We start from the raw sequence: 24,992 nt of genomic DNA on the forward strand, positions 1-24,992 counted from the left end.
CTTGACTCCTGCGGGATGAAGAGGGAATGGGAAATCCCGCAGGCTTGCCGAGGAAGCTCCCAGCCCTCCCCGCGGAAAGAAAGTTCCTGGAGCGGAAAGGAACGGGTACTCCAGCCCAAATCAAGAAAAAGGTACCATAGAAACAAAGGGCAAACCAGCCTCTTAGCTTTTTCGATCCAAAGACCCGAATGGAGCAAAATTCTCCTCTATAATATGTAGTCCATACATCCTCCCTTTACAAAAAATCTACATTTAACGGTACTTTTAGACCTGTAAAGTTTACAAGCATTAAAGAAAATACCAAATTCTATCAACAATCGCCTTCTATAATAGAGAAGTACTTACTACTATTCGGAGGTGCAAGATGATAGGGAAAAAGAATGTTGCTGCCATTTTGATGGCTTGTACGCTGCTGACTATGCCGAATGCTGTTCTTGGAGAAGAAACAGTGCCTTCAGAGAAAAGCACAGTGTTAAAAGCAGAACAAATTTCTTCAGGCATTACACACACTGAAAAGCAAATCGAGAATTTCGGGGGAACGGCCGGAAACAGCCAGAGAGTGAACGTTCTCGAGGCAGATCTTTCGAATCCGAATGTATCCGTTGTCACGTCCAAAGCACTTGAACGAGTCGTTGCTGCAGAGACCCTGCCTTCACAAGCTGCAAGAGAAGAATTCAAGGGAAAAGACATTGTGGCAGGCGTGAATGCGGATATGTTCAATATGCAGACCGGCATCAATATGACGCTCCAGGTTCAAAACCGCAATCTTCTAATCAATCACAGCTATCCTTCAGGCGTTTCTCTTCATCCTGTATTTGCAATTGACCAAGACAAAAAACCTTTTATCGGAGAAGTTGAAATGAGAGGCTCGCTCTCCTACAGCGGCAAAAATGTAAAAGTGGATACACTGAACCGCAATGAAAACGCGGGAGAAAAGCTTGGCATTTTTACACCAAAGCTAAACCAGAAGGGAGTCCTCACCTTTGATGACCGCAATGAGAATTTCATTAAAAATGGAACCATGGCCGTCGTAAAAGAGGTAAAGGACGCTTCTGCCATCAAAGCAGGACAAGCCTACACGGGAAAAATCGAAAAGATCTACCCTGCTTATGAGAGCATTGATATTCCGTCAGACAGTGTCATCATTGCCGGATTCGGGTCAAAAGCTGAGATGATCCGGAATGAATTAAAAGAAGGCATGGACATTTCCTTCCAGTTTGATCTTTTCACGGGAGAAGACAGAGTACTCAAAAATGATATTACCGAGGCTACAGGCGGCTACAACTGGCTTGTTAAGGACGGAAAGGCCCTTACAAAAGATGAGCTCCTGTCCAAATACGGCAGCCACGTGAATCTTAAGAGTGCCAGAACCGCCATCGGAATTACAGCAGAGCAAAAGGTCATCACGATGACCATTGATAAACCGAGCACCCTTTTTGATAAAAGCCAGGGGGTAACGCTAGTCGAAATGGCTGAAATCATGGAAGAGCACGGCGCAGTTTCGGCTCTTGGCCTTGACGGCGGAGGATCGACAGAAATGATCGTTCAGCCGAAAGGGAAAAGCGCGCTTGAGACGGCCAATCACCCGAGTGACGGGCAGTCAAGGTCAATCACAAACGGACTTCTTTTTGTCAATCATTCAACTAAAACAGGTGATATTGGCGAAGTTATCGTAGAAAAAGATCTGACAATCTTCAAAAATGCTGCTTTCCCGTTCGGAGTAAAAGCAACAGACAGCAACGGCAACCCTGTCATGATTGCAAGCCGCTCCATCCAGTGGAAAACTTCAAAAGGCACCATTGATAAAACAGGTCTTTACAAGGCGCCTGCCCAGGCAGGAACAGATACAGTGGAAGCTGTCATCAACGGAGTAAGCGGGCAGGCATCCGTTACCGTCATCGACCAGGTGGATGCCTTCAAATTTGCTGATCAGGGTCCGGTTATTCTTCAGCCAGGTGAAGAAAAGAAACTAGAAGCTGAAGCCGTGAAAGACGGGAAAGAAGTCATCCTCACAGGAGACGCAATCGACTGGGAGATGGACGAGCAGGTTGGTGAAATCACTGCAGACGGCACCATCCAAATTAAAGAAGATGTACCTGAGGGAACAAGAACAACCGTTACTGCAAAACTTGGCTCCATTGAAAAACAGATTGAGTTATTAATAGGGCTTAAAGAACAAGTCATCGATGACTATGAAACATATCCAAAAGAAGGATATGAAGTATCAGGCTTCATGGGCGGCACACATCAGCTGTCCGGGGACGAGGCAAAATTCGGAGAGCGCAGCCTGCGTGTGGATTACGATTCGAAAAAGTGGGAACGCAAATACAACGGCACGATTAATGTCATCCCACACTGGTACAAATCAGCATCCGGTGCATGGCCGGACGAGCTTGCTGATTCCATGTATGAAACCTATAAAACAGATATCCGACCAAAGAAATTCGGCGTATGGGTTTACGGGGACGGAAAAGCGCCGTGGGCACGTCTGATTTTCAAAGCAAACGGTGTTAACAAAACGCTTGATCTTGCACCGAAAGTAGACTGGACCGGCTGGAAATACCTTGAGGTTGAGCTTCCTCAGGACTGGGCACTTCCGATCGTATTCAACTATCTCTATTTTGTAGAAACGAACAAAAGCATCCCTGACTACAGCGGCAGTGTTTACATCGATCACATGAGATATATTTACACGAACGAAACAGAAGACTTTAACGGTCCTGAATTCAAAGAGATTACACCTGCTGGAAATACCGTTTATGAAAACAAAATTGCGTTTTCTTCTCTCGTCATTGATGAAGAATCGGGCGTAGATGCTGAATCAATTGAAGTGAAACTAAACGGGGAAAAGCTTCCGCACACATATGATGATGAAACAGGAAAAGTGGAAGCAGCAGCTGAAAACCTTACAGAGGGCACCTATCATCTGACGGCTTCAGCACGTGACACAAACGGAAATGTGTCCGTTCCGTCCGTCGATAAAACGATCAAAGTAGACTTGAGCGATGATACAGAAAAACCGGTTCTTTCAAATGTGACGCCAACAGGAAAAGCGGTTGAAAAAACAGGAGAACCGCGCATTACCTTTAAACTGAAAGATGAAAAAAGCGGCGTAAAGAAAAACAGTATCGCTGTAAAAATTGACGGCAAACCTGCTCCTGTCCACTACGACGAAAAAACGGGCTGGGCATATGCCGTTCCTGAAAAGCCGCTTAAAGACGGCCAGCATTCTTTTATTATCGAAGCAAAAGACCAAAGCGGGAATGTCATGACACCATTTGTGAAGGAATTTGAAACAAAGCAGCTTCAGCAGCCGGAAAAGGCCAATCAATTCGCCATTTCTGTCCTGCCTGATACACAAGGATTTATGTACTCAAAACGCCTGTTTGACCGGGCTGCAAATGAAGAAACGGACTTCGTGATGCATGTAGGCGACATCGTTGATACCTCTTCACAGGCAGAATGGGACAGAGCCGTGAGCGATCTTGCCTTACTTGGAGAAAAACCCTTTTTCGCAACGCCTGGAAACCACGAATCGTTCCAGGGAAACATTGATTTCTATTCAGACATCATTGGATCCCCAACCTACCACTTTGAATATGGAAACACGCTGATCATCAGCCTGAACAGTGCGTTCGGACAGAGTATTTCAGCATCCGACTCTACACAGTTCCATTACCTTCAAAAGCTTTTGAAGGAAAATAAAAAGAAGAATGTTCTTGTCGTGACACACAATACGACAAAAGATGATTTCGGCACAAAGCATGAAATGAATCCGGCAGATGCCAAACAATTCGAAGACATTCTCGGATCCTATAAAAAGCAAAACAAAGATGTGAATATACAAGTTCTGTTCGGCCACCTTCACCTCCTGCAGTCATGGGAAAAAGACGGCGTAAACTACACAATCACAGGCAACGGAGCAAGCAAAGGATATGTCTCAAACGACAAAGGAAATATCCTTGGAAGCGGAGTGCTTGAAGTGACGAAGTCAGGAATGGACTATAAATTTAACCCATTGCTGACGGATGTATCCATTGTCGATGATGCCCTCAATGAACAGCGGGAAATGAAAATGGCAGCCGGAGCAGAACGCACACTCAACCTTTTCGGCGATTTTAGAGAAATCTACGGAAACTATCTCGTCAACCTAAGCTCTTTCGAAGATGTTCACACAGTGTGGACCTCTGATAATGAAAAAGCAGTAAAAGTGCTTACTGACGGAACCATTCAGACCCTCAAGCCAGGTACAGCAAACATCACAGCCGTTTCAGGAGGGAAAAGCAGCACGATTAAAGTGACAGTGGTGGATCCGAACACGATCAAACCTGTCAACGTTGAACTCAACCCAAATAACGAAACAGTCATAGAAGGAAAGAACATCCGCCTGACAGCAACAGCTATCGATAAAGACGGTAACCGATTTGCCATGGATCAGGACAAGCTCTTTATGGAGCTTTCACCTCCGGACCTGGCAGAATGGAAAAACGGAAAAATCAAATCGAAGAAAAGCGGAACCTTAACCATTTCTTATCAGTATCTGGATATCAAGAAAAGCATGGAGATTGACATTCTCCCTAAAAAACAGTAACAGCAGATGCTGCCCGGTCATTGGCCGGGCGGTTTTTTGACTTTAATAAGACTTTTTGAAATTAAAGTTGCTTATAATCAAGATAATACTCCAGTGGATTGAAGCGGAAGAAACTTGACTCCTGCGGGATGCAGAGGGAATGGGAGATCCCGCAGGCTGGCCGAGGAAGCTCCCAGATCTCCCCGCGGAAAGCAAGTTCCTGGAGCGGAAAGGAACGGGTAACAATCTAAGATAATTCATGCAGAAACAATCTTCGAACTGTAAGCCTTTCCAACCAAATCACAAAGGAGTATAATAAAAATCGAATGAATTGACCGAATTCTATAGACAATAAGGGGAGAAACAGGATGGAAAAATTTTATCAAAGCATGTTTGAATTAATCGTTGAAACATCAACAAAACTTCCTAAAGATGTCCGCCGTGCAATATTAAAAGCCAAGATGAAAGAGAATGCAGGAACCCGTGCTGCCATGTCTCTTGCTACTATATCTGAAAATATCAAAATGGCGGATGAGAATGTATCGCCTATTTGTCAGGATACAGGCCTTCCGACTTTTAAATTGAAAGTGCCGGTTGGTGCTAATCAGCTTCAAATGAAAGAAGAAATCAAACGCGCTATCGAACAAGCGACAAAAGACGGAAAACTTCGTCCGAATTCAGTGGACTCGCTGACTGGCGAGAACAGCGGTGATAATCTTGGGTACGGCACCCCTGTCATTAAATTTGAACAATGGGAAAAAGATTACATTGATGCCCGCTTAATTTTAAAAGGCGGCGGCTGTGAAAATAAAAACATTCAATACAGTCTTCCATGCGAGCTTGATGGACTTGGAAAAGCAGGCAGGGACTTAGACGGCATCCGCAAATGCGTTCTTCATTCTGTTTACCAGGCGCAAGGACAAGGCTGCGAGCGCAGGCTTCATCGGGGTAGGTATTGGAGGAGACCGTACTTCAGGCTATGAGCTTGCAAAAGACCAGCTTTTCAGAAGTTCAGAAGACGTCAATCCAAACCCGGATCTTCAAAAACTAGAAGAATATATTGTTGAAAAAGCCAATCAGCTTGGAATCGGCACTATGGGCTTTGGCGGTGAAGCAACTCTATTAGGGTGCAAGGTGGGCGTGATGAACCGGATTCCTGCCAGCTTCTTTGTATCCGTAGCATATAATTGCTGGGCATACCGCCGTTTAGGGGTAAACATTGATGCTGCAAGCGGTGAAATTCAAAACTGGCTGTACCAGGAAGGTGAAATGCCAAACCTGAATAATGCAGATCAAGCTGACGAAGCACCTCAATCTTCACGTGAAGTTGTGCTTGAAGCGCCAATTACAGAAGAGAAGATTCGTGATTTGAAAGTTGGAGATGTCGTTCATATCAATGGCATGATGTACACGGGCCGCGACGCGATTCACAAATACTTATCAGACCATGATGCTCCAGTTGATCTTGATGGTCAAATTATCTACCACTGCGGTCCGGTCATGATGAAGGATGAAGATGGGAATTGGCACGTTAAAGCTGCAGGTCCGACAACAAGTATTCGCGAGGAGCCATATCAGGGCGATATTATGAAGAAATTCGGCATTCGCGCGGTCATTGGAAAAGGCGGCATGGGTCCAAAAACACTGAAAGCCTTAAATGAACATGGCGGAGTTTATCTGAATGCAATTGGCGGAGCTGCACAATATTATGCAGATTGCATAAAATCCGTTGAAGGCGTTGATTTGATGCAATTCGGTATTCCTGAAGCGATGTGGCACCTGAAGGTTGAAGGATTTACAGCGGTAGTTACAATGGATTCGCACGGCAACAGCCTTCATGCAGATGTTGATCAGTCTTCTCTTGAAAAGCTTTCACAATTTAAAGAGCCTGTTTTCATTTAAGGAGAAGCCGGATTAATTCCGGCTTTTTTCATCGTTTAAAAAATTATAAAAGTTAATAGGTTGTGGATAATGAAATAAAGTTATCTACGTCCAGCTCCAGCGCCTAGATCCTCGGTCAGAACGAATTCGCCAAAAAAGGCGGGACCCGGACTTTTCTGTCGAATTCTTATCTGCCTGTCGGATCTGACCAAGGCGCCTGCGCTTTTGTTCGTTGGTTCCATATGTTACCTAATAAAAAACAGTATGTAATCTCCGCTCTTTCCGACACTATAAATAGAACCTATGTCAGGGGAGCGATTTCTTTGAAATACTGTTGCGCTATATTTAGCTTTCTGATGTTTTTATCATTCGGAATACATGCAGCTGAAGCGTCCGTCTCCAACCAGCCAATTAACTGGGGCTTTGAAAAAAGCAGGAATCACAAATCAGCAAACCCGGGGCTGCCGATGGAGAAACTGCTGAATAAGTATGATTCTTTTTTTATGGGTGACCCCACTCAAAAATATATTTACCTGACTTTTGATAATGGATACGAAAACGGCTATACAGCAAGCGTCCTTGATGTTCTGAAGAAAAGAAGAGTACCAGCCGCTTTTTTTGTCACAGGTCATTATTTGCTTGATCAGCCAAAGCTAGTCAAACGCATGGCAGCTGAAGGCCATATCGTTGGAAATCATTCATGGCATCACCCCGACTTAACAAAAGTCAGTGATGAACGATTGAAAAAAGAACTGGATTCGGTAAGACTGAAAACAGAGCAGCTGACAGGCTACCAGGGCATCAATTATTTGCGTCCGCCAAGAGGTGTTTTCAGTGAACGCGTTCTATCCTTATCAAGAGAACTTGGCTATCAGCCGGTATTCTGGTCGCTTGCCTTTGTCGACTGGCACACGAATGCACAAAAAGGGTGGAGATATTCATACGATCAAATCATGACTCAAATCCACCCTGGCTGTATTCTTTTGCTGCATACTGTTTCAAAAGATAATGCAGAGGCTCTTGACAGGGCGATTGAGGATTTAACCAAACAAGGATATATCTTTAAAAGCCTTGATGATCTCATGATTGACAGAACGTTTCATCAGCCATTCCTTTACTCCCTTTGAGATTTGTTCCAAAGGGAGTTTTACGTTTCCCGCTTGTTTATTCATGGTATAATACACAGTATCAAAAATAAGGGATTTGAGATGACTATGTGGGAAGAGTGTATACGAATAGAACCTCCATATGATTTTGACCGTGTGCTTGATCGTTTATCCATGGACCCGCTTCATCATGTCCATATAGATAAACGTGAGGTATCCATTCCACTTCGAAATCAAGATAATAAACCTTTTGTTGTCACTGTAAAAGGACTGGGCACTAAAACAGCTCCTGAATTTCTGCTGAGCGGGAATTCGGACAGAGACTTTGCAGTAAAAGAAACGATGCGCATTTTTCAATGGAATGTTTCTTTAGTAGATGTTCAAACACATTTTCGTTCTTCAAACATCGCAGAAATTTTCGAAGCGCATGATGGCACGCCTATTGTTCTCGAATTTAGTCTTTACGGATGTCTGATGAAGTGCATTATTCACCAGCAGCTCAACCTGAAATTCGCCCACACTCTGACAGAACGTTTTGTTCATACATTCGGTGAGCAGATTGATGGGGTGTGGTTTTATCCGGCCCCGGAAAAAGTGGCTGCGCTTGATTACAGCGATTTAAGGGAGCTTCAGTTCAGCGGCCGTAAAGCAGAGTATGTAATTGATACATCAAAGCTCATAGCTGAAGGCAAAATAAACCTGGAAGAACTTCAGCATATGGAAGATCCAGATATTCTTAAGGAGCTTGTAAAAATACGCGGAGTAGGTCCCTGGACCGTCCAGAATCTGCTGTTATTCGGCCTCGGGCGTCCAAACCTTTTTCCGTTTGCAGATATAGGTATACAAAACGCATTAAAGAAGCATTTTCAGCTTGAACGGAAACCAACCTTTGAAGAAATGGAGATCCTCAGCAAAGAATGGTCACCTTATTTAAGCTATGCGTCTCTTTATTTGTGGAGAAGCATTGAATAGAAATGGAGCGTCAAATATGAAGACCAATGAAAAAAACAAAGGCATACCTCTGGAAAAGGGACAAACCTTTCCATTAACGATAAAAAGACTCGGAATCAACGGAGAAGGAGTCGGCTATTTTAAAAAGCAGGTCGTATTTGTTCCAGGAGCCCTGCCAAATGAAGAAGTAGTAGTAGAAGCAACGAACATCAGCGCAAAATTTGCCGAGGGCAAAGTGAAAAAAATCAGGAAGGCCTCTCCCGACAGAGTAAACCCGCCATGCCCGATTTATCACGAATGCGGCGGCTGCCAGCTTCAGCATCTCTCCTACGAAAAACAGCTGCATGAAAAAAGAGACATTATCGTCCAGGCGATGGAGCGTTTTTCCGGACTTGATCTAGGTAAAACCGACATCAGACAGACGATCGGCATGGAGGACCCGTGGAACTACCGCAACAAAAGCCAGTTCCAGACAGGGCTCAGAAACGGGAAAGTCATCGCGGGACTATACAGCAAAAACTCCCACCACCTTGTCAACATCGATCACTGCATCGTTCAGCACGAAGCAACCAACAAAGCGGTACAGACCGTCAAGCAAATTCTGCAGGACCTGAAAGTATCCATCTACGACGAGCGGAAACGCAAAGGCATCGTCCGGACCATCGTCAGCAGAGTCGGCTTCAAGAGCGGACAAGTCCAGATCGTCCTCATCACCGCACAGGATAACCTGCCGCGCAAGGACCTGATTGTCAGCGAAATCAACAAGCGTCTCCCTGAAGTCAAATCCATCATGCAAAACATCAACGGCGAAAAAACATCCCTGATCTTCGGCGAAAAAACCGTCCACTTAGACGGAGAAGAAGTCATCCAGGAACAGCTCGGCGACCTGACCTTTGACCTCTCGGCACGGGCCTTCTTCCAGCTCAACCCCGTCCAGACCGTCAAACTGTACGACGAAGTCAAAAAAGCCGCCCAGCTAACCGGCAAAGAAAAAATCGTCGACGCCTACTGCGGCGTAGGCACCATCGGCATGTGGCTCGCAGATGGCGCCAAAGAAATCAGAGGCATGGACACCATCGCCGACTCCGTCGAAGACGCCAAAAAGAACGCCAAAAAACACGGCTTCAAAAACGCCACCTACGTAAAAGGCACAGCCGAACACTGGCTCCCAAAATGGCTCGGCGAAGGCTGGCGACCCGATGCTGTAGTAGTGGATCCGCCAAGAACAGGCTGCGACCAAAAACTGCTTGGTGCGATATTAAAGGTCAAACCGAAGAAGTTTATTTATGTGTCATGTAACCCGTCTACATTGGCGAAAGATATTAAGACACTTTCGAAGGCATATAAGGTTGAGTATATTCAGCCTGTTGATATGTTTCCGCATACGGCTCATGTGGAGTGTGTGGTGTTGCTAACACTAAAATAATTATTAAAACTGCTTAGCAGTGTATATGTATTCTTTTTACTGCATTAGTTCAATTTTCAAAAGGAGATTGAACTTAAGATACGGTCTATGAAATATTTATGACACTCAGTAAAGAGACGTTTTCCGCCAAAAGGCGTGAATATTTTACAAGCTATAAAGGAAAGCATCCTAATTAGGATGTTTTTTTTGTAAAAAAATTTGATAATTATGGTATATTAATCTTAGGAAAATTCATGAGGTGAAGAAATTGGACGTGAAAAATAGTGAACAAAAAAATTATCAGGAAAATATCGATAACTTTTTAGTGGATTTTGAAGAAGCCATTACATTCTTGTCTAAAGAAAATAATCTAAAATTATTAGAAAACATGACTAATGCTTTTATTCAATCTTCATTAGAAAAAGATAATTACAATTATCTTACATATCAATTACAACTACATGAAAACTTCAAGAATCATTCAATGCCGATATTAACATTTTTAAAAGGTTCAATAAATTTAAGAGGTTACAATAGAAAAAATACTGAGACCTTTAGAAGGATTGAACTATTAAAAAGACATGCTTCACTCTATATAAACAATGCAGAAAAAGCTTTATCAATGCCGGAATTCTTAAATATTATATTCTTCTCACATACTGATCTTCAACCAAATATAGTAAAAATGACTTTGCTAAATAATGATCAATCAAGCTTTACTACATCATTAGATTTTAATGGGGGTTTAAATTTAATAAACCAATTAATTATTAATATGAAGGAGCAAATTGAAAGAGGTGGTAACATTATTGACGGGAACATGGCATTAAATTATAGAGAATTATCTGATGAATTGACTAATAAACTTCTAGATCAAATTGAAATGACAAAACATGAAAACAATTAAAATAGCTTTTATTTTTGTTATTTTAGTTAACTTAGTCTTTGTGGATCAGGTCATTGGAAAAGAAAAAGAAACAATTATGTATTCTAAATACTTATCTATAGACATAAACCTGAAGAGTACAATACCGAATAATGAAATATTCATGTTAGCGGAACATGAACCCTTAAACCTAAATAGTGTAAATTCATTGAAAAATATTGAGAATCAAAGTGTGACAAAAGTTTCAGACCCTAAAAATCTGACAATTTGGGGTCAATTAATTCCAGTGAGTATAATAAGTACATTCGTTTCAGCGATAGTAACTATAACGATATACTTATTGAATAGACGAGTTGCTAAAAAGCAAATTAAATTTGACTTGGCACTAAAAAGTATTCTGCCAACAGTATACGTTCCGCTTTTAAATGAGTTACATAAAAAGAATAATTTGAATGAGGATATAGACTTTCATAGAATCAAGAGAATAATACTTGAAAATAAAGTATTGTTAAATTTTGCTCCGAAGAAACTAAATACAAATTTAGATGAATTGTATAGATTGTGTAAAGGAATAGATAGTCCAAAAATGTATAAACAACTTGAGCCTCAAGTCATAATTACACTAACAGAGCTAGAAAAACTTATTTTGAAACAGTTTGGAGCGTTAAAAGGATGAGTGAAGAGAAAGTAGATCTTTTTAAAGATGCTAATGAAATACTTAGGAAGCTTCATGATTATCCAAACAATTTGATCGTTGAGGGACTTGCTAACATTCACAAAAGAACAGAAAATGTAATAAAATATAGTGGAGATGAGGAGAATAAACAAAAGGAAAATCCTTTTTATTATAGAATAGGTAATATACAGACCATGCACAAAGATACTACTCAATCATATTATAGTTTTACCAAAGCTAATGATTTAGGTGAGAAAGTAGTAATAATGGGAAAGTTGGATTATATGCATCAAGAGTTAGTTGACATGGAAAAGGTAAAAGGAGTTGAAGATGATGAATAGAATAAATGTCTTATTCAACACGAATAAATTTTATTTTGATGAATTTCTATTCGAATTGAAAGACGATATTCCAAATATTGTTTTTTCATCATCCGATCTTTTAGTGTATGAAGTAGATGATTTGGAAATAATGATAAACAAACTCGGTACTGTTTCTATTTACTCAAGTCATAAAAATGATAATTTTATTAATCTGATTCACAAAACAGTTGATCAATATGATAAATTAACCAAAATAAGTAACCGTTTCGAAAAGGTTCAAAATTTTAAAATCATTAGCCCAAAAAATGTTACAGACAAACTCATCAATCAACTAAAGAAAATGAACTATGATACAGAAATTACTGATACGAGTGAATCCCATACAGTTTTAGTTCATTAATTAAATATGAGATATTAATTTCATTAAAAGTTAGATGGTTTTTTTACTGTCCTCAATCTAAACTTTACTTAAATATCATATTTACATATCTTTAGAAGCATGAACCGGTTGATGGGTTCCTGCTTCTTTTTCTTTACATAAAAACAAGATTCCATCCCGCCTTTCATAACGGAGTTGCAGCAGATGTGACTGATTCAAATTTGGCCAGCCACACATCTATCAACATGGAGCATTTTGAACATGAACTTGCTAATGGATACAGGCGCTTCAGCAATCCGCCCTGACCGAAATATAGGATTACAAGCGATTTTCACTTCAGGTTCAAAACATATTATCTGTTAATACAGATGTAGTTATGGACTTTCCGGCCAACACTCAAAAGCTGCGAAAATGGTTTTTAGATATGGTTGAAGAGGTTCATGCAGATCATCAGCTGATTTATCTCAACCTGAGTGACGAGCAGTGCTTGCGCCAAATTGCTCAAAGACGTAAGGAACAACCCGAACGAGCGATTTTTGATACGGAAGCGGTGTTTCATCATGTCACAAGTTTCTTTGAAGAGCCAGATGCATCTGAGGGTTTAAATGTTATAGAGTTTAGTGGAGGTTCTAAAGAGTAGATTGTCCGGCAGACTAATCCTGAGCATAATCCGGGTATTTTCGATCCAACAATGGAATAATGACACCTATAGAAGAAAAAGAAAAAGAGGTAGAAAAAATGATTGCTAAGACAGAAGAAGATTTCAGCGGATTAAAGGAAATCGGAAAGATTATCGCGTACATTCGGGATGAGTTGGTTCAAAAAACGGTTCCCGGCATTACGACGAAAGAGCTTGATGATTTGGCCGGGGAGCTTTTTGAAAAAGCAGGGGCTGTTTCAGCACCAAAAGGCGAGTATGATTTTCCCGGGTTTACGTGCATTAGTGTGAATGAAGAGGTGGCACACGGGATTCCGGGTGACCGGGTGATCAAGGAAGGGGATCTCGTCAATATCGATGTGTCTGCTTCCAAGAACGGTTATTTTGCTGATACGGGAATCTCATTTGTCGTGGGAAAAGGCGAAGAAGTCTTAACGAGATTATGTGACACGGCGAAGAAGGCTTTTGAAGCGGGCCTTGAGAAAGCAAAGCCAGGTTCCAAAAAAAGCAGGATCGGAAAAGCGGTTTTCGAAATAGCGAAACAGCATGGGTTCACCGTTATCAAAAACCTTACCGGACACGGAATCGGCCGTAAGATCCACGAAGCCCCTGATCATATTTTGAATTATAATGATCCGTGGGATGATGAGATCCTGAAGGAAGGAATGGTCATCGCCTTCGAACCGTTTATCTCCACCTCTGAAGAAGAAGTGTTCCAATTGGATGACGACTGGACCTTTGCTACGGAAAAGAGCTACGTCGCTCAAGTGGAACATACGATCATCCTGACGAAAAACGGACCGATTATTTTAACCCTTTAATGCTAGATAGAAAACGAGAAAAGATAACACCCAGCTTCTTTCAACTGAAGCTTAGGGAGTTTGTTTTAATACAAGAAGCAGGAACCCGTCAACAGGTTCCTGCTTCTTTTCATTTACATTAAAACAGGAGCGCTCTAAGACCAATCAACCCCGCCCCAAGAAGATTGTAACTTCCGAAGCAAAACAATTTGTCCAATATGATAAGAATCATGCATCATAATACTGCTGAGTAAGCGCTCAATGGAGGGCCTGTTCGCTGCATACGGGGCTTTTAGCTTTTCGTCATCTAGTTCCGCGATGACGGTTTTGAATTGATTCATGACTTCATCAAGGCGCTGTAATGTTTGGGCCCAGCCATTTTCGTCTTCCGGATTCCCAGGGTTTGCAAAGGTTTCTTCATTATCCTTTATTTTATGCGGGTTTTTTGTGCCCTTGATTCGATGAATGACGTCTTCATTCCAATAAATCAAATGGTTGACAATCTGCCATATCGAATTGCTCTTTCCTGAACTAGTCCATGATGCCTCAGGCGCATTTACTCCATCAAGCGCCTGCTCCAAGGATGCAAACCAGTCATTCTCGCGCCAATGCATGTCGAGTTGATCAGAAAAAATGTTGGTTACAGTTTGCATACATCCAATCTCCTCACTGATTAGGGTAATCTTTCAAAATAAAAAAAGTTGAAAATCCTGTAAACATTGATTCAGGGTAAAAAATTCTTCATCCTTCTATTCGGCTCATCCAGATTATATTCCTGCATCATGACGCCTTTATCCCATGATGATTCTGCTGGTTCGATAGCAAGTGAACCCTCTTTGTTCTTAATACAGGTGGCTTCTATGCTTTTATGTCTTTAATGAGGGCTGCCTAAACCGTCCCCATGCTTTTTAAACAACTTACCAGATATGATATATGATCATGTAGAAATCAAACCAGATTTAGTAGATATTGAGATACCTGCTCTGATAAACTTAGATTATAAGAATTTTCCAATTTAAACTCATAAAAATAATGTTTTAACTAGATAAGGGAGGAATATTTTTGGAGAAAGAAACCATCTATAAAAAGGATGGGAAAAGGCTAATCACTCAACATTACGATAAGTACCTAAAGTCATTTAATTTTGATGTGGAGCAGATATATGTTGATACAGGCCTTGGTAAAACACATATTCTTGCAGCAGGACCGCCAGAAGGAAAACCTGTTTTTGTTTTCCAGGGCGGCAATTGCATAAATCCAATGACGTTATCCTGGTTTTTGCCGCTCACAGAAAAATACAGAGTGTATGCGCCAGATACAATCGGTCATCCGGGATACAGCAGTGAAGGCAGAATTTCGGCAAAGGACAACAGTTTTGCTCAGTGGATAAAAGAATTAATGGACCACTTTCAAATAGCCAGCAGTGCGTTTGTCGGCCCTTCCTACGGTGCAGGGATTATTTTAAGATTGGCGGCATTCATGCCGGATAAAATTGACTGTTCTGTATTGGTATCCCCAGCAGGAATATGCTTAGGTTCTAAGGTCAAAATGATCCGGAAAATCTTACTTCCATTACTCTTGTTTAATGGCACTTCATCGCAAAGACATCTTGATAAGATTGCTGATACTATGTCAGAATCATAGTATGAAAGAAATTGATAAGAGAATTATTGGCGATGTATTCAAATATATTCGCCTAGAACAGGATATGCCGAAATTAACTACGAAGGAAGAGCTGTCAGATTACACAGCTCCGACTTTAGTTATAGCAGGCACAAAAGATATCTTTTTTCCTGAAAGCAGATTGAGTAAAGCCGCTAAAGAAATCATACCGAATTTAACTGCGTTCAAGAGCTATCAAATGGGACATTTCCCGTCTGAAGAACAGCTCAAAGAAATTAATCATGATATTGCAGAGTTTTTAAAGATGTATTACTAATCATGCCTTTGAGCTTAGTGTTATTGGAAATCAACACTAAGCTTTTTCAACCAGGTTTCCTTGCCCCACAATACAACCCCTATCCAAACACCCCATCAATCTCCTCCCGGTCATAATCAAGTATCCACTCATTATAATCATGATAAAGCGGGAGTAAATCTTCTTTTCTTGATGCAATGACATCACAGCCCCGGTCATCGTAGAGATGGTAAATGATTTTTCTGGTTGTGTTGATGAAGTAAATGTCGATTCCGTTCCTGGGAAAACTTTTTAAGATGTTAGTTGGGTGCCGAAAATCTTCATAGCTGATGGCAGACAGGACCGCTCTGGATCGGATGTCGCTCTTTTTACAGGAAAGAATGAAACGGTGCGTGACCATCTCTTCTTCTGAGAAAGCATTTGGAATTGTCTTGTGCTGCAGTTTTAGTCTCAGCTCTTTGTTCTTTATGTATTTTTGATACACTTTTGCAGGTCTTTTCTGCAGGAACCGGTCGTTCTTTTCGCAGTGGATGTCGGTTATTAAAAGCATGTCATCTCCATCGTGGAACACTTTATTGAATATCCCGGTACTTCGTTTTTCGATTTGGCGAAGGTTGCGCTTGTCCTCATGTTCCATCCAGGGAACAGAAATTTCAAAGCGTATGCCGTATTGAGACGAATAGAAGAGGGCGGGTTCGAGCTTAAGATTATTAAAGTGTTCTTTCAAAAATTCAGATAAAGTATCTTTCATATTTCCTCCGGGTAAGTGTGGATTATAATTGAAATATATTTTTCAGTAAGGTGTTAGACAAAATGGCAGATGCAAGATTATTTATGGCTATCTATATTCCAGAAACCCCATTTGTGAATGAAATCGTTAGACCGAAAAAGTTAAAGAAGCATAACTATGAATTGGCAGAGAATAAAAAAATAGATAATACGCTTTTTCATTATATTTACAAAAAGGATGCAAAACAACTTCACTGCTACTACTTAATAGCAGATCCTAATGATGCGTTGGAGAGGTACCTATTTGTAGAAAACAATGAGTTGTATGGTGACTTTATTTCGAGGTTTCGGGATGGAGGCAGCCGTTATTGGGAAACGGGAATGGACGCCTACTTGGATGTGGACGATCCGGAAGATGTTCTGAATAAGCTGAAACATGTGTACAGCAAACAATTTTATGAAGAAGATGAGCCCGTTCCTTTGTGCCATATTTATGGACAACGGATGTGGCATGACAACTCCTTTCTAATTGCTAACAAGGCAGCTTTAATGGAATTAAGAGAAGCCATTGATGTTGCACTGAAGCATAAAGAGGCAAGGCTTGGATTATCTCCATCTGATGGGGAGGGGTATGATTTGTACATCAAATGTGTGGAAGATAATTATAATTGGGAAGAGTCTGCAAATGCCGCCTTACCATGATAGAGATTGTTATGTCCCTGATGAAAAAGAAGAACGTTCTCCATTTGAGGTTTTCAGGAATTATAAACACCATTTGGAATAAACAATAAGCTAGGGCTTTAAAATGAACCCTTTTGCCTGTGATTAAAAGCTGCAGGACTTCTCTTTCAGGAACAAAACCCAGGAATGCATTCCCGTGCTTTCCAAGCAGTCACGCTGCTTGAGCTTAAATATTAACCCGGTTTTGTTTCATTATATAAAAATCCGAATACAGGAGGCTGTTGTTATATGGAGGCAAATAAAAAATGGCTCTCTATTCCTAAAGAAATCAGAAGCGAACTTATAAACAATGTTTTTTGCAGGAAGTGTAGTGATGTCGTTGCTATTGAGAGTTTTACGATTGAGGACAACCAATTTGGAATTGTCTTAAAGGGAAAGTGCCGGCAGTGCGGACATGCAGTGGCAAGAGTTATTGAATCTGAGTAGTTTGAGATATTGATGCCAGGCCTGCCCCGCCTTAACCCAAATAAGAGGTAATATAAAGGAAAAATAAAAGGTGTTTGTCTAACAGTACTTTTGTTCATTAACGTGCTGGGGGACAAGCGCCTTTTTTAAGGCGGTGTACTATCGAGTGCGTGTTATACTTGAAATGGTTATCTTTTCAGAATATTATAAAAATAATAAGATATAAGATATAAGTTGGTAGTCTAAAAAGTTTTTGAACAATTGCACTAGTCATCCTGTATATAGAGTTAGAAAATAAATTGCTGTCTTTGGAGTGTGGAAAACTTTGACAGCATCATACAATGACAAGGAGCTGATTGAGTTATGAAATTTCTCCTCACATCTGCAGGCATCAAGAACAAGAGCATACATGACGCGTTGGTTGACATGCTGGGCAAACCGATTTCCGAGGCGAGCGCCCTCTGTATTACCACTGGGATATACGCCATATCCGGTGGTGCAGGCAAAGCATGGCAGTTCTTCAGTGGACAAGCCACCACACCGATGTGTGAGCTGGGCTGGAAGTCCATGGGGGTGTTGGAGCTCACCGCGCTGCCCAGCATCGATGAAGAGCTTTGGGTCCCTGTGGTCAAGAAGACTGACGTAATACTGGTGAATGGCGGTGACCCTTTGTATCTATGTTACTGGATGCGGCAGTCCGGACTGGCAGACCTCTTGCCGTCGCTAAGCGCAGTTTATTTGGGACTGAGCGCCGGGAGCATGGTGATGGCACCTAATATCGGGGAATTTTTTGTTAGCTGGACTCCACTCAACGGCGGTGATGAAACGCTGAATCTGGTTGATTTTGCAATGTTCCCGCATCTGGATCACGAGATGCTGCCGTATAACACGATGGCAGCTGCAGAGAGATGGGCAGCAGGGATGCAGGGGCCGGCGTATGCAATTGATGATCAAACCGCCATCAAAGTGGTTGATGGAGAGGTCGAAGTTATCTCTGAAGGGCAATGGAAACTGTTATAAAATAGAAGGGGAGTCTTTGTTAAGAAGCACGGGAACGGTTCTACTGCTTAGGAAGCAAGAGAACCGTCCCCGTGCTTTCTCGTGCTTTCCTGGTAATTTTCAGGGTGTTCTTACCCTTAGAAATAACAAGAGCTGTTTTTCCCTCCGCAGAAATGGTATATAATAAGAAAATGCGTCTTTCTCATGGAAAGACGGACTTCAGATACGAAAAGGTGAAAACAAATGAACAGCACATGGTCACTGCTTGAAGAAGCAAAACCATTTTTACAGGAAGCCTGGAATAAGGCCTCGTATACAACTCCAACCGCTATACAGGAAAAGTCGATTCCTGCCATTCTGGACGGACGCGACGTGATTGCCGAATCACCGACCGGAACAGGCAAAACGCTTGCTTATCTGCTGCCTGTCCTGCAGCGCATTAACCCTGAAAGCAAAAATATCCAAACACTGATTATGGCGTCTTCAAGGGAACTGGTGATGCAGATCCATGAGGAGATTCAAAAATGGTCAGCAGGGAGCGGGATTCTCGGCGCAAGCTTCATCGGCGGAGCAAATGTGAAAAGACAGCAGGAAAAGCTGAAAAAACGTCCGCAGATCATTGTCGGTACACCGGGCCGTGTCTCTGAGCTTATTAAACAAAAGAAAATCAAAATGCATGAAGTGAAAACAATCGTCCTTGATGAAGGCGATCAGCTGCTTCAGCCTGAACATTTGTCAGATATCAAAAACATCATCAAAACAACACTTAAGGACAGACAGCTTTTGCTGTTCTCGGCAACCCTACCAGAAAAAACAGAAGCAGAAGCAAAAAGCCTGATGCAAAACCCGGAAGTCATTAAAGTAAGCAGAGATGAAAGTATCCAATCACAAGTCGATCACATTTACTTCACTGCAGAAGCGAGAGATAAAATTGATCTTCTTCAAAAGCTTTCAAGATTAGAAGGGGCTAAGGCAATTGCCTTTGTAAAAGATATCGGCAATGCTGCTGTTTTAGCGGAAAAACTGATGTACAAAGGATTGCCGCTTGGCATTCTGCATGGGGATTCTACAAAGCGCGAGCGCGAAACTGCCATTAAAAGTTTCCGTACAGGGGAGCTTCCGATTCTTCTTGCAACAGATGTAGCTGCACGGGGACTTGATATTGAAGGCGTAACGCATGTGATCCATTACGACCTTCCCGAAACAGTTGAGCAATATGTTCACCGCTCGGGAAGAACAGGCCGGAATGGAGCAGACGGAACTGTCGTATCGCTAGTAACAGAACGTGAAGAGCGTGAACTGAAGCAAATTTGCAGAGGGTTAAAGGTTGAACTTCATAAAAAGCGTTTTTACAAGGGTGAAATTGTAGAATCTAAATAAAAGGGATTGTCCAATAAGCCTATAAAATGAAGCAGGCAGGAAAAACAAATGTTATTTCCTGTCTGCTTTTTTCTGTGGGCTTATTTTATAAACTTTGTTGTTATTAGACTCCATTTTTCAAACTTTAAGTGGATTGCAGCGGAAGGAACTTGACTCCTGCGGGAAATAGAGCAAAATGGGAGACCCCACAGGCAACGCCGAGGAGGCTCCCATGCTCCCCGCGGAAAGCAAGTTCCTGGAGCGGAAAGGAACGGACAACATTTATAACCTAGAACAATAATTATGTGGAAACAGACTTCCTGGACAGCCCCTTTATTATGTTTCCCGTCACTTATACATATCACAAATCATGTAAGGAAATGTAACATAATTACTACTTTTTTAAAGAGAATATGAAATAATAAAAATCTCAACTACCACATTTAAGGATGTTGGAGGTTTCAAAATGACTAAACAAAAAGTAGTAGTAGTAGGAAACGGTATGGCAGGCGCGCGATGTGTGGAAGAAATGATTAAGAATGGATCTGAAGCGTTTGATATTACCATTTTCGGAAGTGAGCGGCATGTTACCTATAATCGAATTTTATTGTCATCCGTTCTGCAGGGCAGCATGACTTTTGATGATCTTACAATAAATGACCTTAATTGGTATACAAAAAATAATATCCAGCTGTTTACAGGTGAAACGGTTGTGAATATCGATACGTTGAATCAAATTATTCAAACAGATAAAGAGAGGGAGTTATCCTATGACAAGCTGATTCTAGCCACAGGGTCTGTTCCTTTTTTTCTTCCTGTTCCAGGTGCTGATAAAGATGGAGTAATCGCTTTCCGCACAATTGATGATTGCCGGAAAATGATGGAAAGTTCGCTTCGATATAAAAAAGCGGTGGTTATTGGAGGAGGATTATTAGGCTTAGAAGCGGCAAGAGGACTTTTAAACCTGGGAATGGACGTTAGTGTTGTCCATATTTCAGAATATTTAATGGAGCGGCAGCTTGATCGGACAGCATCCATCCTTCTTCAAAAAGAACTGGAGAGGCAAGGCATGCATTTTCTTTTAAAAAAGAAGACGCAAGAGATCATCGGAAACGGCCGTGCAAAGGGCGTCCGTTTTCAAGATGGAACAGAAGCAGAGGCAGATTTAGTGATTATGGCAGCGGGAATCAGACCCAATATAAAGCTTGCAAAAGAAAGCGGCATTCATACAAATCGAGCTATTACTGTAAACGACTATTTAGAAACAAGTGCTGCCAATATTTACGCTGTGGGAGAGTGTGCTGAGCACCAGGGCATCGTTTATGGACTGGTAAAACCTCTTTATGAGCAAGGAGCAATAGCAGCAAAACATATATGTGGGGTCAAAACTCAAGGTTATCAGGGATCCGTCCTTTCTACTCAGCTGAAAATTTCAGGAGTGGATGTATTTTCAGCAGGACAGTTCGCTGATCAAGATTCAACAAGATCAATAACAGCATTTGATGAGTTGGATGGGTGTTATAAAAAGGCGGTTTTTCAAGATCGAAAACTCATTGGCGCTGTTCTTTTTGGTGATACAAAAGCCGGTGCAAAATTATTTGATTTGATCTTGAAACAAAAAGATATTTCCTCAGAGGAAAAGAATGCACTGTTCCAATCCGCATCAAATTCCGGCGGACGTTTGATTGCTGAAATGGCAATGAGTGATGTGATTTGCAATTGTAACGGAGTAACAAAAGGAAACATAATTGAAGCTGTACAAACGAAAGAATTAACAAATTTTGAACAAGTGAAAACATGCACAAAGGCATCAAGTTCTTGTGGAGGCTGCAAGCCGGCAGTGAAAGAACTTTTATTATATATAAATAGTGATGAGTTTAATGAAGTGATCGAAAAAAAGAGCATGTGTTCATGTACTGATCTAACAGAAGAAGAAGTCGTGCATGAAATGCAGCTCCAAAATTTATCATCTAATCAAGAAATCATGATTGCACTTGGATGGAAAAATAGTGAAGGCTGCCTAACCTGTCAGCCTGCTCTAAGGTATTATCTGGGAATGATTTACCCAGAGTATGAAAAGAGTCAAAAAATGATTTTTATAAATGAAAAAATGAATGCTGTCCGGCAAAGTGATGGTTTGTACACAGTTATTCCCCAATTGTACGGCGGAATCACGAATCCTGAAGAACTCCGGAAAATTGCAGATGCAGCGGATAAATACAGCATCTCGCAGGTTGCTGTAACAAGTGAACAGCGAATTCATTTAATGGGAGTTAAAAAAGAAGATCTCAAAGGGATGTGGGCTGATTTAAATATGCCTTTATCTTCTAAGGCCGGCAACTATGTTCAAAACATTAAAACCTGTACGGGAGAGCATATCTGCAGGTGCGATAAACAGCAATCGCTAAACCTTGCTGTGGCTTTAGAAAAGAAACTCGCACTCATTTCAGCGCCGTATCGTTTGAAAATAGGTGTTTCTGCCTGTATGCATAATGGGGCAGGGTCCACAACGAAGGATATAGGCATTATGGGAATTGACAGAGGCTGGGAAATGTATATTGGGGGGAGCAGCGGACGCAATGTGCGGGCGGGGGATTTATTATGCGTCGCCAGTACAGATGAAGAAGCGATTAATATCACATGCGGACTGATTCAATATTACCGTGAAACAGCCAATTATTCAGAAAGGACTTGGCAATGGATTGAGCGCATGGGATTGCTTCATATCAGGGAAGTGCTTTTTAATCAAGAACTTATCCTGCAGCTTCTTCATTATTTTGAAAGGGATGCCTCTCAGCGAAAAAATGCAAGGGAGAACCAGCAGCTTATTAGCATTTTTGATAAATGATCAAGTGAATTTTCAGGAGGATGTGAGAGCTTGACAGAGTTATTATTGAAATATTTCCGCGAGAAGCAGCTGGAAGTTCAATCGGAAAAATCATATGATACACAATGTCCATTTTGCAGTATCCAGTGTAAGATGCAATTGCTTGAACAATCGATTGTCACAAGAAAAAAATATATGACAATCGGCAAAGACAATCCGGTTTCAGAGGGCCGTTTATGCATAAAAGGCATGAATGCACACCAGCACGCTTTGCATAATGATCGTCTTAAATATCCGTTATTAAAAGTAAATGGTGAATTTATTCAAGTTTCCTGGGAGGAAGCATTGAACCACATAAAAGAAAATTTTGCTGAAATTCAAGCAGCAGATGGGCTGAATGCTTTGTCTGTTTATGGAAGTGCTTCGATTACAAATGAAGAAGCGTATTTACTCGGCAAATTTGCAAGAGTGGCTCTGAAAACAAAATACATCGATTATAATGGCCGATTGTGTATGTCTTCAGCTGCTTCAGCTGCAAGTCAGACATTCGGGATGGATAGGGGTCTGACAAACAGCTTAACCGAAATACCATTCGCCAAATGTATTATTTTAGCCGGGACGAATATTGCGGAATGCCAGCCCACCATTATTCCTTATTTTGAGAAGGCGAAGGAAAATGGAGCTTTTATCATCGCAATAGATCCAAGGGAAACAGCTACAACGGAACTCGCTGACTTACATATGAAAGTTAAACCGGGGAAGGACGCAGCATTGGCTAATGGATTACTGAACGTGCTGATTGAGGAGGACCTTATTGACCATGGGTTTATCAGGAATCGCGTGAATAGCTTTGAGGAAGTAAAAGAGCATGTTTCTTCTCTGGATTTGGAGGAAATTGCTCAAATGACAGGTGTTTCGGCTGATCAAATCCGTCTTGCAGCCAAAACGTTCGGGCAGGCAGAATCAGGAATGATTTTTACAGCTAGAGGTGTTGAACAGCAAACAGATGGATCTGCAGCTGTTCGGAATTTCCTCAATATTCTCCTCGTAACAGGGAAGATTGGAAAGCCTAACTCCGGTTATGGAGCCATTACTGGACAGGGGAATGGTCAGGGGGGAAGGGAGCATGGCCAAAAAGCAGATCAGCTGCCGGGATACCGCTCTATTGAGAACGATGAACACAGATCATATATTGCAAGTGTTTGGGGAATCGAAGAAGGCGATTTACCGAGAAAAGGTGTTTCTGCATATGAAATGATAGAGAAAATACATGAGGGTGAAATCACAGGCATGTTTTTAATGTGCTCAAATCCTATTGTCTCTAATCCAAATGCTGATTTTGTCAAGAGAGCATTAAAAAAATTAAAGTATCTTGTAGCTGTGGATCTGTTTGTTTCAGAAACTGCAAGATTAGCAGATCTAATTTTACCTGCTTCCTCCTATCTGGAAGATGAAGGAACAATGACAAATTTAGAAGGCCGGGTCACGCTCCGAGAAGCAAGCTTTCCTTCACCCGGTGAAGCGAAGCATGATTGGCAAATTATTTGTGATATTGCACGTGTTCTAGGAAAAGGAAAGTATTTTCCCTTTCAATCTGCTGAAGAGATTTTTAATGAATTAAGAGCGGCAAGCCGCGGGGGAACAGCTGATTATTATGGCATTACATACAATCGTCTAAGAAAAGAAGACGGAATATTGTGGCCATGTCCAGCTCTTGATCATGAAGGAACAAAAAGATTATTTGAACAATCATTTGCGCATGCGGATGGCAAAGCGGCTATGGCTTTAGTTCCAAACAGCCCGAAAGTTCCGAAAGAAGAACCAACTCAAGAGTTTCCTTTATATTTAACAACAGGGAGGGTCATGTCACACTACTTGACCGGGGTGCAAACAAGAAAGAGTTCAACACTTGCAGCCAGAAATTTCGAATCATTTATGGAAATTCACCCTAAAACGGCCGAGGAGTATCACATCCCCAATCATACTCTAGTGAAAATTGAGTCAAAGCGCGGCAGTATTACTGTCAGAAGCAGATGGTCTGAAAAGATTCGTCCGGATACTGTTTTTGTCCCATTTCATTGGGCAGACTCTCAAAATATCAATCTGCTTGTTTCAAAAGATTTAGATCCTGTATGCAAAATGCCTGGATTTAAGGTTAGTGCGGTTAAAATTGCACCTCTTGCCGAATCAGCACAATAATTCTCAAAATACATTAAAACCGGCTGGTTTACATAACGGTTCAGTTACCTGTCACAAAATTTAATTATGTAAAGCAAATAGACCATCAAATTGCAATTGAAAATGATGGTCTTTTTTTATTGATATATAGGCATTTATACTAATAAATTTTATTTTTTTGTTTTAGATTTTGTATATCAA

Annotated in this window: 20 protein-coding genes and 1 pseudogene; 19 read left to right on the forward strand and 2 right to left on the reverse strand. The window is 41.3% G+C overall.

Translation table 11 applies throughout. From position 1 onward, the window contains the following. The first annotated feature begins 364 nt into the window (after positions 1–364). The 11 genes and pseudogenes from AC3ISE_RS02975 to map all read left to right on the forward strand — a co-directional run bounded on the left by AC3ISE_RS02975 (position 365) and on the right by map (position 13,656). Positions 365–4,591, forward strand: coding sequence for a phosphodiester glycosidase family protein (locus AC3ISE_RS02975; RefSeq protein ID WP_489222991.1), 4,227 nt, complete (start codon positions 365–367; stop codon positions 4,589–4,591). Positions 4,592–4,938: 347 nt separating this feature from the next. Continuing rightward, positions 4,939–6,472: pseudogene (locus tag AC3ISE_RS02980) on the forward strand (fumarate hydratase). Between the two features lie 335 nt (positions 6,473–6,807). Beyond that, entirely contained in the window at positions 6,808–7,578 is a 771-nt protein-coding gene (pdaA, locus tag AC3ISE_RS02985; protein ID WP_489224250.1) for a delta-lactam-biosynthetic de-N-acetylase, read from the forward strand. An 87-nt stretch (positions 7,579–7,665) separates the two neighbouring features. After that, positions 7,666–8,529, forward strand: a complete 864-nt coding sequence (locus AC3ISE_RS02990; RefSeq protein WP_489224251.1) for a DNA-3-methyladenine glycosylase family protein — start codon at positions 7,666–7,668, stop codon at positions 8,527–8,529. Between the two features lie 16 nt (positions 8,530–8,545). Next, on the forward strand, positions 8,546–9,934 hold the full coding sequence (rlmD, locus tag AC3ISE_RS02995; RefSeq protein WP_489222992.1) for a 23S rRNA (uracil(1939)-C(5))-methyltransferase RlmD: 1,389 nt from the start codon (positions 8,546–8,548) through the stop codon (positions 9,932–9,934). A gap of 247 nt (positions 9,935–10,181) precedes the next feature. Further along, positions 10,182–10,820, forward strand: coding sequence for a hypothetical protein (locus AC3ISE_RS03000; protein WP_489222993.1), 639 nt, complete (start codon positions 10,182–10,184; stop codon positions 10,818–10,820). Further along, a complete protein-coding gene (locus AC3ISE_RS03005) occupies positions 10,807–11,475 on the forward strand; it encodes a hypothetical protein (RefSeq protein ID WP_489222994.1) in 669 nt (222 codons plus the stop codon). Before AC3ISE_RS03000 ends, AC3ISE_RS03005 begins: the two co-directional genes overlap by 14 nt. After that, on the forward strand, positions 11,472–11,816 hold the full coding sequence (locus AC3ISE_RS03010) for a hypothetical protein (RefSeq protein WP_489222995.1): 345 nt from the start codon (positions 11,472–11,474) through the stop codon (positions 11,814–11,816). The genes AC3ISE_RS03005 and AC3ISE_RS03010 overlap by 4 nt, the downstream gene beginning before the upstream one ends. Further along, positions 11,806–12,198 (forward strand): hypothetical protein, encoded by a 393-nt coding sequence (locus tag AC3ISE_RS03015; protein WP_489222996.1) that lies wholly within the window; start codon positions 11,806–11,808, stop codon positions 12,196–12,198. The genes AC3ISE_RS03010 and AC3ISE_RS03015 overlap by 11 nt, the downstream gene beginning before the upstream one ends. 355 nt (positions 12,199–12,553) lie before the next feature. After that, on the forward strand, positions 12,554–12,817 hold the full coding sequence (locus tag AC3ISE_RS03020; protein WP_489222997.1) for a P-loop nucleotide/nucleoside kinase family protein: 264 nt from the start codon (positions 12,554–12,556) through the stop codon (positions 12,815–12,817). Between the two features lie 98 nt (positions 12,818–12,915). After that, complete coding sequence (gene map, locus AC3ISE_RS03025) at positions 12,916–13,656, forward strand: type I methionyl aminopeptidase (protein WP_489222998.1); 741 nt, start codon at positions 12,916–12,918, stop codon at positions 13,654–13,656. 134 nt (positions 13,657–13,790) lie between these two features. On the opposite strand, the gene AC3ISE_RS03030 is transcribed toward map, so the two are convergent. After that, on the reverse strand, positions 13,791–14,288 hold the full coding sequence (locus AC3ISE_RS03030; protein WP_489222999.1) for a DinB family protein: 498 nt from the start codon (positions 14,286–14,288) through the stop codon (positions 13,791–13,793). Between the two features lie 409 nt (positions 14,289–14,697). Between AC3ISE_RS03030 and AC3ISE_RS03035 the strand changes: the two genes are divergently transcribed. Together AC3ISE_RS03035 and AC3ISE_RS03040 are read left to right on the forward strand one after the other, a co-directional pair. Continuing rightward, positions 14,698–15,279, forward strand: a complete 582-nt coding sequence (locus AC3ISE_RS03035; RefSeq protein ID WP_489223000.1) for an alpha/beta fold hydrolase — start codon at positions 14,698–14,700, stop codon at positions 15,277–15,279. Position 15,280: 1 nt separating this feature from the next. Next, positions 15,281–15,574, forward strand: coding sequence for an alpha/beta fold hydrolase (locus tag AC3ISE_RS03040; protein WP_489223001.1), 294 nt, complete (start codon positions 15,281–15,283; stop codon positions 15,572–15,574). Between the two features lie 79 nt (positions 15,575–15,653). On the opposite strand, the gene AC3ISE_RS03045 is transcribed toward AC3ISE_RS03040, so the two are convergent. Then, positions 15,654–16,304, reverse strand: a complete 651-nt coding sequence (locus AC3ISE_RS03045; protein ID WP_489223002.1) for a DUF3885 domain-containing protein — start codon at positions 16,302–16,304, stop codon at positions 15,654–15,656. A 62-nt stretch (positions 16,305–16,366) separates the two neighbouring features. On the opposite strand from AC3ISE_RS03045, the gene AC3ISE_RS03050 reads away from it, so the two are divergent. The 6 genes from AC3ISE_RS03050 (at position 16,367) to nasC (ending at position 24,812) form a co-directional block, all read left to right on the forward strand. Continuing rightward, positions 16,367–16,984 carry a hypothetical protein gene (locus AC3ISE_RS03050; protein WP_489223003.1) on the forward strand — a complete coding sequence of 206 codons (618 nt, stop codon included), beginning with the start codon at positions 16,367–16,369 and terminating at the stop codon, positions 16,982–16,984. A 267-nt stretch (positions 16,985–17,251) separates the two neighbouring features. After that, a complete protein-coding gene (locus tag AC3ISE_RS03055; protein WP_489223004.1) occupies positions 17,252–17,449 on the forward strand; it encodes a hypothetical protein in 198 nt (65 codons plus the stop codon). Positions 17,450–17,791: 342 nt separating this feature from the next. Beyond that, on the forward strand, positions 17,792–18,448 hold the full coding sequence (locus tag AC3ISE_RS03060) for a Type 1 glutamine amidotransferase-like domain-containing protein (RefSeq protein WP_489223005.1): 657 nt from the start codon (positions 17,792–17,794) through the stop codon (positions 18,446–18,448). Between the two features lie 222 nt (positions 18,449–18,670). Continuing rightward, a complete protein-coding gene (locus AC3ISE_RS03065) occupies positions 18,671–19,807 on the forward strand; it encodes a DEAD/DEAH box helicase (protein WP_489223006.1) in 1,137 nt (378 codons plus the stop codon). Positions 19,808–20,252: 445 nt separating this feature from the next. Then, positions 20,253–22,634 (forward strand): nitrite reductase large subunit NirB, encoded by a 2,382-nt coding sequence (gene nirB / locus AC3ISE_RS03070; RefSeq protein ID WP_489223007.1) that lies wholly within the window; start codon positions 20,253–20,255, stop codon positions 22,632–22,634. A gap of 30 nt (positions 22,635–22,664) precedes the next feature. Continuing rightward, positions 22,665–24,812, forward strand: a complete 2,148-nt coding sequence (nasC, locus tag AC3ISE_RS03075) for an assimilatory nitrate reductase catalytic subunit NasC (RefSeq protein WP_489223008.1) — start codon at positions 22,665–22,667, stop codon at positions 24,810–24,812. Positions 24,813–24,992 lie beyond the last annotated feature (180 nt).

The organism is Metabacillus sp. KH_069 (genome assembly GCF_057838075.1).